At 33.8% G+C, this 15,516-nt stretch carries 13 protein-coding genes; 10 read left to right on the forward strand and 3 right to left on the reverse strand.

Annotation, left to right across the window (positions count from 1 at the left end; translation table 11 throughout):
- Positions 1-85 precede the first annotated feature (85 nt).
- From JJQ60_RS09430 to JJQ60_RS09445, 4 genes are all read left to right on the forward strand, one after another.
- Entirely contained in the window at positions 86-4,972 is a 4,887-nt protein-coding gene (locus tag JJQ60_RS09430) for a DNA repair ATPase (RefSeq protein WP_201919012.1), read from the forward strand.
- Between the two features lie 110 nt (positions 4,973-5,082).
- Complete coding sequence (locus tag JJQ60_RS09435; RefSeq protein WP_201919015.1) at positions 5,083-5,565, forward strand: winged helix DNA-binding protein; 483 nt, start codon at positions 5,083-5,085, stop codon at positions 5,563-5,565.
- Positions 5,565-6,092, forward strand: a complete 528-nt coding sequence (locus JJQ60_RS09440; protein WP_201919017.1) for a GNAT family N-acetyltransferase — start codon at positions 5,565-5,567, stop codon at positions 6,090-6,092. The genes JJQ60_RS09435 and JJQ60_RS09440 overlap by 1 nt, the downstream gene beginning before the upstream one ends.
- On the forward strand, positions 6,089-6,568 hold the full coding sequence (locus tag JJQ60_RS09445; RefSeq protein WP_236669081.1) for a GNAT family N-acetyltransferase: 480 nt from the start codon (positions 6,089-6,091) through the stop codon (positions 6,566-6,568). The genes JJQ60_RS09440 and JJQ60_RS09445 overlap by 4 nt, the downstream gene beginning before the upstream one ends.
- A gap of 74 nt (positions 6,569-6,642) precedes the next feature.
- Here the strand turns inward: JJQ60_RS09445 and JJQ60_RS09450 are convergent, their stop codons facing one another.
- The 3 genes from JJQ60_RS09450 to JJQ60_RS09460 are packed head-to-tail and all read right to left on the reverse strand — an operon-like array spanning position 6,643 to position 9,218.
- Positions 6,643-7,488, reverse strand: a complete 846-nt coding sequence (locus JJQ60_RS09450) for a hypothetical protein (RefSeq protein ID WP_201919019.1) — start codon at positions 7,486-7,488, stop codon at positions 6,643-6,645.
- Positions 7,489-7,515: 27 nt separating this feature from the next.
- Positions 7,516-8,370, reverse strand: a complete 855-nt coding sequence (locus JJQ60_RS09455) for a carbohydrate-binding protein (protein WP_201919021.1) — start codon at positions 8,368-8,370, stop codon at positions 7,516-7,518.
- Between the two features lie 41 nt (positions 8,371-8,411).
- Positions 8,412-9,218 (reverse strand): carbohydrate-binding protein, encoded by an 807-nt coding sequence (locus JJQ60_RS09460; protein ID WP_201919023.1) that lies wholly within the window; start codon positions 9,216-9,218, stop codon positions 8,412-8,414.
- Between the two features lie 496 nt (positions 9,219-9,714).
- Between JJQ60_RS09460 and JJQ60_RS09465 the strand changes: the two genes are divergently transcribed.
- The 6 genes from JJQ60_RS09465 (at position 9,715) to rpoN (ending at position 15,494) form a co-directional block, all read left to right on the forward strand.
- Entirely contained in the window at positions 9,715-10,677 is a 963-nt protein-coding gene (locus JJQ60_RS09465) for a hypothetical protein (RefSeq protein ID WP_201919025.1), read from the forward strand.
- A gap of 302 nt (positions 10,678-10,979) precedes the next feature.
- The gene (locus JJQ60_RS09470) at positions 10,980-11,702 is read left to right on the forward strand and encodes a hypothetical protein (protein WP_201919027.1); all 723 of its coding nucleotides are present in this window, start codon (positions 10,980-10,982) and stop codon (positions 11,700-11,702) included.
- Positions 11,703-11,717: 15 nt separating this feature from the next.
- Positions 11,718-12,380, forward strand: a complete 663-nt coding sequence (locus JJQ60_RS09475; RefSeq protein ID WP_201919028.1) for a hypothetical protein — start codon at positions 11,718-11,720, stop codon at positions 12,378-12,380.
- A complete protein-coding gene (locus JJQ60_RS09480; protein ID WP_201919030.1) occupies positions 12,353-13,147 on the forward strand; it encodes a sensor histidine kinase in 795 nt (264 codons plus the stop codon). Before JJQ60_RS09475 ends, JJQ60_RS09480 begins: the two co-directional genes overlap by 28 nt.
- A 66-nt stretch (positions 13,148-13,213) precedes the next feature.
- Entirely contained in the window at positions 13,214-13,852 is a 639-nt protein-coding gene (locus JJQ60_RS09485; RefSeq protein ID WP_201919032.1) for a response regulator transcription factor, read from the forward strand.
- Positions 13,853-14,033: 181 nt separating this feature from the next.
- Entirely contained in the window at positions 14,034-15,494 is a 1,461-nt protein-coding gene (rpoN, locus tag JJQ60_RS09490; protein ID WP_201919034.1) for an RNA polymerase factor sigma-54, read from the forward strand.
- The last annotated feature ends 22 nt before the right edge of the window (positions 15,495-15,516 follow it).

Consider the following 15,516-nt stretch of genomic DNA (forward strand, 5'->3'; position numbering starts at 1 on the left):
ATACAGGAATTCTCATTAGGAACACTCATGCCAGGCTGAGCTTGTCGAAGTTATTATCAAACGAATGAAAAATTCGATTTAAAACATGCAAGAAGAAAACACTAATAACATACAATTAGACGGAGGCACATACGAGATCATTCAAAATCGTTTGCAAAAACACAAGGGTGAGCTACAAAACCGACTAACACAACTTAATGATGCAAGAAAAGAGGTTTTTGGTAGTGTAGAGACCAAACTTATTGCAAACAATCGAATCAATACAGAAAACAACTGTATCGCTCGCGATATTGTTACTATAGGCGAATATTGCTTGTTCGGATATAATGTTCACTTCGGGCTTCGCACAGAGATTACCTTAGCAGATGTATTCAGTATTTATACTTATACCGATGATCATTTCTCGGCCAAATCATTAGATCTAATTAACGATCCCATATTTATGGATGACTTTACCAATCTCTATAAATATTATCGCAATACGATATTTTCAAAATTTGCAGTCGTTGGCAACTATCTGCATATGGTTTTTCAACTAAGTGAAAGTATTTCTGATATCAAAACTTTCAAATGGTTAATCAATGATGGTACACTTACCTATGTAGACAACCGTAGCGAACACGAATTCAAGTTTCCAAAGCAACATGAATTTAATTGGACCGAAGTAACACGAGATATGCATCGATATGGAGCACATCCGCATATTTCAATTCTTGATAAAATATTTGTAGAAACCATTGGTGGTGACCTAACGATTAAGATCGAAGACAATACTGATGAAGGAAAAGGTATTCTGGATGAACCCGTAGAACATGTAGATCAAACCTTAGATGATGGACAATATCGCTTTGCAGATATTGGAAACCTGATTACCTTAGAGATTAAACCTTTCCAAGAAGCCCCCCGTTATTTTGTGTATAATCACAAAATGCAAGAGGTCAAAAAGATCGAATGTATCAAAGATGCCTGTGTTTTGCTTCCTGATGATCAGGGAATTATCTATCCAAATGGATATTATCTACAATCTGGAGAATACAAACTATTTACAAATGAAGTGTCGGATGTAAAGTTTCAGGAAAAAATCATCTCTCCTAATGGCGAAGATTTCTTATACGTATTTTACGAAAGTGAAAAAGGGTTATACACCTTAATGTCCTATAACGTTATTGAGCAAGAAGTCAAAACACCTATTATCTGTAATGGTTTCACTATTCTACAAGGAGGAGAACTATGTTACTTTAAAACCGAAGACGAGCAAACCAAACATCATGTCATTCAGATTTGGCAAACCCCTTTTATGAAAGGAGATGTTTTACCTTCTGAACATACGGATACATTACTATACAAAATCGGTAATAAAGACATTGTTAAAGCCATGGCCGAATGTCATGCATTAATCACTTTGTTAAACAAAGAAGATAGTTATGATGGGTTATATGATGATATTGCCAAATTCTCTAATGATGTTGTAGACAGTTACTACTGGATTCGTGAAGAAGACACATTTAGGTTAGATTTACCATTAGAAGAAATCAACGGGGCGGCAAATGCTGCTATTGATGAGTTTGAAAAAGTAGTACAACTTCGTAAAACAGCTACTAACGTCACCAAAGAAACACAAGATAAGGCAGAAGGGATCTTTGGAAAAATTAAAAGTAGTTCATTTAAGTCTATCGATGATTTTGTGCAGGTACTCTCACAATTACGTACGCTGCGAGGTGAGGTAATAGGACTACATGATATCCGGTATGTAGATACAACATTTATTAAGCAATTAGAGACCGAAATTGCAGCGCAAACTGAAACAATTTCACAACGATGTGTTCAGTTTTTATTAGATGATAAAGCACTTCTACCCTACCATGCCAGGGTTGAAGAAAAGCAAACCGAACTCGAAAAAATTAAAAAGGTAATTAATGCCAAAAAATTAGAAGAAGAAGTAAATCAAATCGCAACAGATCTCGAAATGTTAATCGATATCGTGTCCAATCTGCAGATCGAAGACACTTCACATTCTACCAAAATTATTGATAACATATCCTTGATTTTTGCCACAATCAATCAGCTCAAAGCCGGGATTAAAAACAAAATAAAATCTCTGGGAAGCAAAGAAGCAACTGCCGAATTTGCTGCCCAGCTTAAATTGGTAGATCAAAGCATTATCAATTACCTCGATATTGCCAGTACTCCAGAAAAGACGGACGAATTATTAAACAAAGTTTCTGTTCAATTAGAAGATCTCGAAGGACGTTTTGCAGATTTTGAAGAATTTATTACCCAGATCATCGAAAAACGAGAAGAGGTGTATAATGCTTTCGAAGGTCGAAAAAATAGCCTTATCGAAGGTCGAAATAAAAAAGCTGTCGCTCTAGAAAACGCTGCCAATCGCATCCTAAAAGGAGTTACCAAAAAGGCCTTAAGTTTTGATGCCGTTGTTGACATTAATGGATATTTTGCTTCAGATCTTATGATCAATAAATTAAGAGATATCATTGTAAAACTAAAAGAGCTTGATGATGCGGGCAAAGCCGAAGCGATAGAAACGGCGCTTAAAGTAGCTAAAGAAGATGCCACTCGTAAACTTAAAGACAAACAAGACCTGTATGAAGATGGAGAAAAAATCATCAAACTGGGTAAACACAAATTTGGGGTAAACAAACAACCTTTGGATTTAACCATTGTGTATAAAGATAATACACTGGTCTACCATCTTACTGGTACCGATTTTTATCAAGAGATTAATAATGAAATATTACTTCAATCTCAAAAATACTGGGACCAGGAATTAATTTCTGAAAATGAAAAGATATATAGATCGGTCTATCTAGCATATAAAATATTTAAATCCACTGATTCTGAAAAACTTGTAAGTTCAACCGAAGAGCAACTTCTCGACCTTATAAAAACCGAGAGTAGTAAGAATTATGCAGAAGGGTATGTAAAAGGAGTTCATGATGTAGATGCCGCTAAAATTCTAAAAGTATTAGTTACCAAAGATCACGACTTGGGGTTACTAAAATACGCTCCAAAAACAAGAGCTTATGCACAGTACTTTTGGTTTGGTTTAAATCCAGAAAAACAGAGCTATTGGAATGAGACCATCAAAGCTTCAGGAGAAGTATTACAGGCTTTTCCGGACAGTAATGAATACCAAAAAGTGATCACAAATTTAGAAGAAGAAATTTTAGCATTCGCAAAAACCACAAACCTTTTTGAAACAAGTTTAAGCAATAACATTTCTAGATATTTATTTGATGAATTACAAAGCGATCACACTTTTTGCATTAGTCAAACCGCAAATGAAATATATGATGCTTTTATTACTGAATTAAAAAAGAAAAAAGTATTTATCAAACTGAAAAAATCGCTACAATTAGATGCCAAACCGCGTTCTAATGGTACTATAAACTGGAATGATAAAATTAATCTTGCCTTGCAATGGGTAAGTTCATATATAAAAGCACATCATCCTGACCAAATAGAATATGCACAAGAAACTGTTTGTGTTTTATTATTTAAAGATACATCTGCATCAGAAATAATTCATGTAAATCCTAAACATAAAATTGAAGGGTTAAAAGGTAGCCATGCTACTATTATTGAGGGAGTTTTTGAGTTTCATTATCATGATTTTATTTCGATATTAGGATATTTTACTGAGGTAGAAGTTCCAGCTTTTGAAGCCTATCGAGAAGCAAAACACAAAGTAACCGAAGATTTAAAAGAAGACCTGAAACTAAATGAATTTAAGCCCAAGGTACTTTCGTCTTTTGTAAGAAACAAGCTCATCGATCAAGTGTATTTACCATTATTTGGAGATAATTTATCTAAACAATTAGGTAGCGTTGGCCAAAACAAACGTACCGACCGCATGGGGATGTTGTTATTAATCTCACCTCCTGGATATGGTAAAACTACGTTGATGGAGTATATGGCCAATCGATTAGGGTTGGTATTCATGAAAATTAATGGTCCGGCAATTGGCCACGAGGTAACATCGGTTGATCCAATGGCAGCTAATAATGCTGCTGCCAGAGAAGAGTTAAAAAAGCTAAACCTGGCTTTTGAAATGGGTAATAATGTAATGTTATACCTTGATGATATCCAACATTGTAATCCTGAGTTTTTACAGAAATTCATTTCGTTAGCCGATGGTACTCGTAAAATTGAAGGAATCTACAACGGAAACCCAAAAACTTATGATTTGCGTAGTAAGCGTTTCTGTGTAATCATGGCAGGAAACCCATATACAGAGAGTGGCGAAAAATTTCAGATCCCGGATATGTTAGCCAATCGTGCCGATATTTATAATCTTGGTGACATTATTGGAGATACAGCAGATTTGTTTAAATTAAGTTTGATCGAGAATTCAATGACTTCAAACCCTGTATTACATCAATTAAGCAGTAAGTATTTTGAAGATATCTATCGACTAATTGAAATCGTAGAAACAGGATCTCAAGAAGGAATCGAATTACAAGGCAATCATACCAAACAAGAAATACAAGATTACTTGGCTGTGTTAGAAAAAGTAGTCACCATTCGCAATACGGTTTTAAAAGTAAATGAAACGTATATCAAATCGGCGGCAATGGAAGATGCATATCGCACCGAACCTTCATTTAAGTTGCAGGGGTCCTATCGAGATATGAGTAAACTAGTAGCCAAGGTAGTTCCTATTATGAACAAACAAGAACTTGAAACGCTACTCCTATCTCATTATGAAAATGAATCACAAACACTAACTAGTGCTGCCGAAGCCAATCTGCTGAAGTATAAAGAAATGACCGAAACCATTTCTAAAGACGAAACCTCTCGTTGGGGCACCATCAAAGAAACTTTTGTAAAGAACAATAAGCTCAAAGGTTTCGGCGACAAAAATGAAATGGCGCAAGTGCTGGCACAAATGATGCAGTTTAGCGATCACTTAGCCGGTATACAAGAGGTATTGAAGAAAGGATTGAAAAAATAATAACAACCTACCTCATAGATCTCAAGGATTTATGAGGTATTTTCTATCAATGTTGCTTTAAATTTTAAAAAATATTTTATATTTTTACATAAACACTTATATAAATACTTATGAAAGATAGCCTGCAGCAATATGGTGAATTAGGTTTAGGTTCCAGGTTTAAACGCCTTAGCGAATACATGATGAAAGAAATTCAACTGGTATACACTGCTAGTAATATAGATTTTGATCCCTATTTGTTTCCGATCTTCAGAGTAATTATAGACAAAGAGTTAACTACTACTACTGATATTCAAGAAGCGCTACAATACACTCAGCCTGCCATCACGCAAGCCTTAAAAAAGCTAATAAACAAACAATTAGTTTCCTATAAAACTGATAAAACTGATAAACGAAAAAAGCTATTCAGACTTACCAAAAAAGGAAGTGAAATTCATCAAACAATGCTGCCACTATGGAAAGTTATTGATGAACAAGTCAAATGGCTCACCGAAGGCACTTCGGTAAGCCTAACAAGTCACTTAACACATCTCGAAAATCAATTAAAAGAAAAATCTTTAAGTCAGCGAATATTAGAAAAATATAACCAATAATGTATACCATTAGACCCGCCATACAATCAGACGAACCTCATATTCTTGCACTATATAAAAAGGTAGCACAACAATCTGGTGGCATTATACGGGTTACTAATGAGATTACTCTAGAGTACATCAGAGATTTTGTATCAAAAAGTATACAGGATGGAATTATTTTGGTAACAGTGAATCCTGATGATAATCAAATTATTGCCGAAATTCATGCCTATCGTATCGGTCTCTCCGCTTTTAGGCATATACTTACCGATTTAACTATTGTAGTAGCCCCGGATTTTCAAGGACAAAAGATAGGAAAAACACTATTTAATCAATTTCTAGAAACCATAGAATCCGAATATCCTCATATTCTTAGAGTAGAATTGTTTGTTAGAGAAAACAATAAAAACACCATTCAATTCTATTCAAGATTAGGATTTATAAACGAAGGAAGACAGCATCAAAAAATTAAAAACCTTGATCATAGTTTAGAAACCCCTATTCATATGGCCTGGTTTAATTCTAATTACAATACAGCGTTATGAAAAATTCAAAAACAATGACTGCAACTATAATTCCGTTTGATCCAAAATACGCAAAAGACTTTGCGAGACTTAACATAGAATGGTTAGAAAAATATTTTGTTGTTGAACCTTTAGACAAAGAGTTATTACAACAATGCGAAGAAACTATTATCAATAAAGGCGGTTATATCTTTTTTGCAAAAGTAGGAGATGAAATCGCCGGAACTTTTTCTCTAATTAATATTGAAGAAAATGTTTATGAGTTAGGCAAAATGGCCGTTTCGCCAAAATTTCAAGGCTTAAAAATCGGACAACAATTGTTACAATTTTGTATTGATTTTGCAAAAGAACAAGAATGGAAGAAAATTATCTTGTATTCAAATCGAATTCTAGAAAATGCAATTTACATCTACAATAAGTTCGGTTTTACAGAAATACCTATAGAAGAAAACCCACTCTATAAGCGAAGTAACATCAAAATGCAATTAATTCTATAAAAAAATCCGCTTTGCAAAACAATGTGCAAAGCGGATTCTAAATAGGTAATTCCCTTTTTTAACTAATCATGAAATCATTTAGATACACTATGGTTTTTGCCATAGTTGTTATCCCAGTATTCTTGTCCATTTACCTTATATACAACCGCATATTCTACAGTATTGATCGATTTATCAAATCTTGTACTCCCTGTCCATCTTTCAACCCCAAACTGATTTGGACTTTGGATGTAAAAAAATGGGCCACTATACCAATAGTTTCTATAGTCAAGCGTGAAATAGCTTTGTGTTTGCCAACCATCTGTTGTATAAAGTACACCCACTTCTTTATTTGGAGCCAGATTTCTAACATCTACAGTAACTGTTAATGAGTTTTGATCATAACTCGGGAAATAATTTACACTATCAAAATCAGTATCCACACTAAGGTTAGCATCAGGATCGGCAATAAAATATCCATCTCTTCTCGCCATCTTATAATTAGCTCCATTATTGTTATCCCAGTATGTATTACCATCTACAACATATTTCACAACAAATTCGTCATCATAAACAGGCGAAACACCGTACCCTCCAATATTACTCGCTCCTGTCCATAACTCGTTTTGATCATCTATATCCATACTATAGCTTAACGGAATTTCTTCCCAAGTTCCATCTATCTTTTCATGATAAATACTCACTTGTTTGTCATAAGCAAGGTCGGCCACTTTTACTGTAAACTTTCTGGTATACGTACTGTATCCTCTGTACCCGCCAGAAGACGTCCACGACTTAACCAGGCGTACCTGATCAGAGCTTTTAATTTCGGCTTCGGCTTCGGTTTTTACTATTAAGCTTTCAGGGCCTTCTACAAGATCATCTTCTGTTGAACAAGAAAAGACAACTAAACTGATTAATAAATAAATGTAATTTTTCATTGTGTGGTGGTTTTAAAAGTTAAATATTTAGTTTGAGCTATTTACAGTAAAATTCCTTCCATAATTATTATCCCAATACTCTTGCCCATTTACCTTGTAAACTACCGCATACTCAACACTATTAATGGAAGCATCAAGAATTACCGATCCAGTCCATCTTTCGATATTAAATTGGTTTGGACTTATTAATACATATTGATAACCGCTATACCATCTTGGTGTAAACGATAAAGGAAGATATTGTATGGTCTGCCATCCGTCGGTAGTATAAGCGACTTCGACTTGTTTATCTGAAGTAATATTTCTTACATCAGCAATTACCGAAAATTTATTACCCGAACTTCCGTAAACTGGGTATAAACTATCATAATCGGCATCTACACTTATATTAAGATCTGCTTGTGCAAAAAACGAGCCTACTTCCTTTTCCTGGATACTATAATTGCTTCCATTATTATTATCCCAATAGGTATTTCCATCTACATCATATTTAACAACAAATTCATCGTCATAGATTTTAGCTTCAGTGTATCCGGTATAGCGATATTCTCCTATCCAAATTTCATTTTGATTATCAAGGCTATATGCATATGATAGTGGTATTTCTTCCCAGGTACCGTCAACTTTTTCATGATAAATACTTACTTGTTTATCATAAGCAAGGTTAGAGACTCTCACCGTAAATTTTCTGGTCCATGTATTAAATCCTCTATAATAGCTATAAGAGTTCCAGGCTTTAACTAAATTCACATTGGAAATACCCTGTGTAGATTTAAGCTCTAGGACTTGAACATCTTCAATACTTTGAGTTGAAATACTCTCATCATCTGTTGAACAGGAAAAAACAATGAGGCTTAGGAATAGATATAAATACTTTTTCATTTTTAGAGTGATTTGTGCTTGTTGTTTTATTAAGTAGAATATTATTGATTGATAGTATAATTTTTTCCGTAGTTATTATCCCAATATTCCTGTCCATTTACCTTATATACAACCGCATATTCAATAGAACTTACATTGGCATCTACTCGCACAGAAGTTTCCCACTTATCAATATCAAATTGATTTGGGCTTATAATATAATTTGAATACCCCACTCTAAAGTATCTTTGATAACTTAGGGAAGCGCGTTGCACCGTAGCCCAGTTATCAGTGGTATATACCACTTCGACCGCTCCGGGTGCTCCATAATCTCGTCGTGCATCTACATTAATAGCAAAATAGCTTCCAGTAAACCTGGTGTAGTACTGATCTACCATCACCTCTATTTCTTCGCTTAGATTTGCCCCTATATTAACTTGCATGCTATAATTAGCCCCGTTATTATTATCCCAATAGGTTTGTTGGTCTACTACATATTTTACCACAAATTCATCACTATAGATTTCTGTTTCGGGCTCTACCTCACCTACCCAGATTTCTTCATCATTGCCAATACTCTGCTGATATGTTAATGGAATATCCACCCAGTTGCCACTCGGAGTAGCGTGATGAATGAAAACCTCTTTTTGATATGCCAGGTTTTTTACCTTAACGACAAAACGCCTCACATATCTGCTTCTTACCGGACTACTACTATTTGATGTCCAAGCCCTAAGAAGCTCTACATTGTCTGAACTGTTTTTTGCTGCCAATTCTGCCGATTCTAATACAGAATCGATTTGGTCTGTGTCCTGAGTACATGAATACAAACTCAAAACAGCTGTTAATAGGATTAGAATTCTTTTCATAATTAATGTTTGTTAGATTTTTGTGGTTTTTAGTTGATTGTTGATTTTAACTTTTCGAAAAAGTTTAGTGTCGATTTTAATTGCTCTATTGAAGTACGCTAACAGGGCATAAAGAGACAATTCGCACGATAAGAATTAACAATTATTTTACGAAAAACGATTTCGTACAGAAGCATTTTTAACCAAAAATTAAATTCAAAAAATTGGAATTATGAGGTTCTTAAAGACTGTCAATGTTTTTTATTAAAATAGTTTTAGCTGCGAAAAATTTTAGTTGAATAGAGGCGAAAATTTTAGATCATGTTTTCATCATAAAACAAATGCGAAAACCTTTTCATTGAATTTTCATGAAAAATGAGAGTGAAAGTTTTCGTAAAAAAAATAAGTTCTGGATCTTAAACTTGTTGAATATCCAGAACTTTAGTACTTAATTTTACATCTATACTTGTGTGATGATTATCAAAAGTTAATTATTAATCTTTAAAAACCTTCACACATGAAAACAAAATCATTCTTAAAACTATCATTTGCAATTGCTGCCCTTGCCATAGGAGTTACCAGTTGTGAAAATGAAACCGAAACCACAAACCAAGAAACTACGGTTGCCGAAATTCCTGAAAAAATCATACCTGTTAGTAAAGCCATCAACGAGTATAACAATTTTTACAATACTCGTGTTGCTTCATTTCAAAATGAAACTGCCGCCAAAGACAATAGAGCTGTGTGGTATGATCTACAAACATTAGAAAAATACTTGCAAAAAATCGAAACCATAGCACAACAAAAAGGGATCGAGATTACTAATTTAGGTTTTGTTCTTGGAGCAGATCACAATAACAAAAGAACCGTTTTTCTGGCACCTATGACTTTTGATTCAGAATTAGGAATCAACAGGGCATTTTCAATAGACAATGATAAGATTACCTTCTTACATGCCAGTCCTTTTGATAATCATTCAAAAATTACAGACCAAGTAAAATTTGCAACTACTAATCAAAGCTTGATCTTGAGTAGTGATGGATACATCTCCTCTGACAAGGCTATTACTATGTACAATAATTATTATGACTCCAAGCTTAAACCCTTAACTGATGTGATAAAAAATGATACCAGAATCTGTTTTTACGAAAAGGGAGTATTTAAAAATTACCTGGCATACATCAAACAACAAGCAGCAAATAACCACATTAGCGTATCGGGTATAAACATAGTATTTGGGGTATACGGAAAAGATGCTTCGTTTGGAGCTTATGCAAATCACCAAACTTTGTTTTTTGCGCCAACTACTTCCGAAGCTAAAAGCCAAAACAACAACAGCTCGTACACTTTAGTAGATAATGAGATGATCATTTTGGATTTTAGTAAGACACATTTAGAAAAAATAGTTTCTAAATTTAATAGTTTAGGTTCTACTTCAATAGCGAATGAAGTCACAGGAACACCTCCAATGGGTAGATAAGGCATCTAATTATGTGTCAATAAAACGGCATGAAATAGCACTTCAAAATGAGATAGGGGAGAATAATTCTCCTTATCTCATTTTTTTATTATTCAACAACAGTTAATCCCCTTTTTTGCACAGGGGGTTTTTCCCCTTTTTCAAACTTTCTGTTTTCAATACCTATGCTTCAAACTCCGGCAAAAGCACTTTATTAACAAGGAGTTACCACATGTACTCTTTAACAAAACTGGCGATTCTCTTTTTATAACTACATAATAATAGTATTTTTAGTAATCACAAACATCTTAAACACCTAAACAATGGACAACAAGACTAACTTTTTAACACGGCTTAAAACCTATCCTTTAGAGTATTTTGGCACTGCTGTTATTGGCGGGTTAATTGCATTTGTTATTGCAAAAGCATTAATACCAGGACCAAATCTTGGTGCTTATCCACCGGATGGTAATGACCCACAAGACCTTCTTACCCTGGATCAAATCGGGGATTTATATTATCGCTATGCATGGGATCGAGCTACAATTATTGATAAAGCCGAAAGAAGCCATATAGCCGATTTTGAAGCAGTAAGATCTGTAACTTTTGAGTACCAGGATTTAAAAAACTATATCGATTTTATCGAAAAGAACTCTATCGAAGCTAATATAAAAATCTCGGGACTACGGTTTTATTACGGCAAATACAAAAATGACAGGCCCGATAAGCAAAAAGGGCGACAAATGCTATTTTTTAACCCAACGGTGTTTGATAAAACCGATCAAAAAGATCTTGCTTACGCCATTGATAGAACAGGAGGCAAAACGGGCATTGCCTATTTAAGGGATATTGTAAAAAAACCAATACGAAAAAACCCTAATGACACGACCAACACTGATAATACTGTAGGCTATTTAGAAAAATTAGATATTATAAACGAGGCATCTGCCCTTTCTTTTTTGAATTTCTCATCGAGCTATACCATTCAACCTCAAGCAAAAAACGGGGGTGGTCAACAAAGTCCTCCACCATATGATATCGAATAAAACTAAAATATAACAATGGATATAGGGGTTTATGTATTCCTTAGAGATTTTTCAACTCTATTTATAGGGCTTTTGAGTCCTATTATTGGGTCTATATACTTTTATAAGTATAAGGATTCTGTATTAAAGTATTTTCTGGCGTACTTATGGATCAGCGTAATCCTTGATTATGGAGCATATATCGCCAGAGAATATTTTGATATTGGAAACAATGGAATAGTGTACAATATATTTTTCTTTTTTAGTTTTATATACTTGTCATCATTATACTATAGAATCCTAAGAGATCCTAAAAAGAAAAAAGCGGTTTATGCCTTTATTTTTGTCTACATAATCTCGTTCATAGTTGGTGGGTTTTATGAAAACTACATGACCGATTTTCAATCCATACCTTTTATAACAGCATCCATCCTATTTGTTTTACAAGCCGCCTTGTATTTTATTGAAATATTGAATAGCAAACGCATTTTATATATAAAAAAGAATCTATTTTTTTGGATTAGCATAGGTATTCTTGTGTATTATGTTGGCAATATTCCTTTTCGAATTGCAATAAAGTATTATCTTGAAAAAGAATCAACCACTATATTGTTTTCACTTTTATATGTGTTGATTATTTTAACACATATTTGCTATATGATAGGCTTTATATGGAGCGACAAGAAACAGCAATATTAATCACCACTATCATACTGGTGATGATTATCGTAATAATGATTTCTCTTTTTTTAATTTTTCAAAAAAGGAAGAATACTTTATTGCTACAACAAAAAGAAGATCAGCAAAGGTTCGAAAAATCTATTGCAGAAACTCAAATCGAAATTAGAGAAGAAACATTACGCAATATCAGTTGGGAACTGCATGACAATATAGGGCAGTTACTCACACTTGCTAAAATACAAGTCAGTGTAGCACAAAATGACCCAAACAAATTACAAGAGGTTACCGATACCATAACAAAAAGTCTCGTCGAACTAAGGTCGTTATCAAAATTAATCAATCCAGATGCTATCAAGAGTTTAAACCTGACTGAAGCCATAACTATGGAAATTGAGCGGTTTAATCGTCTACAATTTATAAAAGCAACGATAACAAGTAATGAAGAGGTCGAAGTACTCGATGATAAAGTAGAAATTATCATTTTTAGAATACTTCAAGAGTTTTTTACCAATACAATCAAACATTCTAAAGCTTCAAATCTGGATGTTAATGTAGTGTATGATGAAGAAAAACTAGTTATACACGCCAAAGATAATGGCGTTGGTTTCAATATGAATGGTTCTAACACAAAACAAGGTATTGGTTTATGTAATATACAAAACAGAGGCAAATTGATTAATGCAAACGTGATATTAGAATCTGAAGAAGGAAAAGGAACAGCAATGACGCTTACCTATTATTATAATAAGAAAAGTTTAACCTCATTAGAAAATGAAGTTGATTAACTTTGTATTAAGAATAATTTACACAAATACATAGTCGTATCATCGACTCAAATAAAACACACACAGATGAAATATTCAGTTGTAATCGTAGAGGATCATATCTTACTCTCTCAAGCTTTATCAGGGTTAGTAGATGGGTTTGCTAAGTTCAAAATATTATATATCTGTAAGAACGGAAAAGAGCTTTTAACCCGATTTAAAGATCCTAAAAACATACCCGATATTGTACTCATGGATATCAACATGCCGATTATGAACGGTATAGAAACCACAGCAGCTCTAAAAGAAGAGTATCCAGACGTTAAAGTATTAGCATTATCTGTTGAAGAAGACGAAAAAACCATTCTTAAAATGCTAAGAGCAGGAGCCAAAGGTTACTTATTAAAAGATACCGAAAAAAGTATCCTTGAAAATGCACTTATAGAAATTCAGGAAACGGGTTTTTATCACACCAAGAATGTTACCAACCTCCTGCTAGGATCCTTGAACCCTAAAAGTGAAGACAATGTGGTGCTTAAGGATCGCGAACTTGAATTTATTAAGCATGCCTGTACAGAAAAAACGTATAAAGAAATCGCTGGAGACATGTGTCTAAGTCCAAAAACAATTGAGGGATATAGAGATTCAATTTTTGAAAAATTAGATCTTAAGAACAGGACTGGTTTAGTTATTTATGCCATCAAGAATAAAATATTTGTGCCTTAGTAGCAATTCTGCATATTATAATCACTTTTGGCTCGTTTATTGTAAATAGAAAAAAAATAAAATCACAATTATGTATCATCATTGTGATTTTATCATTTTTTTAAATAAACTAACCATCTTATACTTCGTTAAAAACAGTGTTTTTGTTTATTTTTGTGAGTAGAAGAATATTGATATTTTTATGCTAAAGCAACAATTAAATTTTAAACTTTCTCAAAAACTATCTCCTCAGCAAATTCAACTCATGAAGTTGATACAACTTCCTACGCAAGCATTTGAACAACGCTTAAAGCAGGAAATGGAAGAAAACCCTGCATTGGATAGTGGTAAAGAAAAAGCAGATGAATATGAGGATTCTTTTAGCAATGAAAATAATGCAGACGAAGACTATGGAACTGAGAAAATAGAAGCCGATATTAATGTCGATGAATACCTGAGTGATGATGAAATACCAAGCTACAGATTAAGTTCTAACAATTACAGCAATGATGATGAAGAAAAAAGTGTTCCTTATGCCTCTGGAACTACATTTCATCAACATTTGGTAAACCAGCTAAATACGTATAGATTTGACGAAGAAGAACGGGAAATTGCAGAATTTCTTGTAGGCAGCATCGATGAAAGTGGATACATAAGAAGATCACTAACCGATATTTTAGATGATCTGGCTTTTACTCAAAATGTATATACTACAGAAGATAAAATAGAAAACATTTTAAAAACCGTTCACCAATTAGACCCTGCCGGTGTTGGTGCTCGAAATTTACAAGAATGTCTATTGATACAACTTGATAGGAAAGAAACCACAATCCCAATCAAATTAGCGTCAGAGATATTAAAAAACGCATTTGATCACTTTAGCAAAAAGCATTATGAAAAACTATTACTAAAGTTTGATATTACTGAAGATGACCTAAAAGATGCTATAGAAGAAATTGAACACCTTAATCCTAAACCAGGAGGTGCCTATTCTGGAAACAATCGAATGATTGAACATGTAGTACCAGATTTTACCATTAGAATCATAGATGGCGAACTTGAGCTAACACTTAACGGTCGTAATGCTCCAGAACTACATGTATCCAGAGAATATAACAACATGCTTCAAGGGTATAAAGCAAGTAAAGAAAAGTCCAAATCACAAAAAGATGCGGTTTTATTTATAAAACAAAAATTAGATGCTGCAAAATGGTTTATTGAGGCTGTAAAACAAAGACAACAAACACTTTTTGTTACCATGAGTGCAATAATGCACTATCAAAAAAGTTATTTCCTTAGTGGAGACGAACGAAATCTAAGGCCAATGATCCTAAAAGACATAGCTGATGAGATCGATATGGACGTAAGTACTGTTTCAAGGGTTGCCAACAGCAAGTATGTAGACACCCCATACGGAACAAAACTTATTAAAGAATTTTTCTCTGAATCTATGACCAATGTAGAAGGAGAAGAAGTATCCACACGAGAGATAAAAAAAATACTGGAAATAACTATAGGTGAAGAAGACAAGAAAAAGCCGCTAACAGACGAAAAACTTGCCAAAATCCTGAAAGAAAAAGGATACCCTATAGCCAGAAGAACTGTAGCCAAATACAGAGAGCAATTAGATATTCCTGTTGCAAGGTTACGAAAGAAAATTTGATGAATTTTTTTCTTAAAAGCGT

It is taken from the genome of Aquimarina mytili, assembly GCF_016735115.1.
In the GTDB taxonomy this organism is placed as follows: Bacteria; Bacteroidota; Bacteroidia; order Flavobacteriales; family Flavobacteriaceae; genus Aquimarina; species Aquimarina mytili.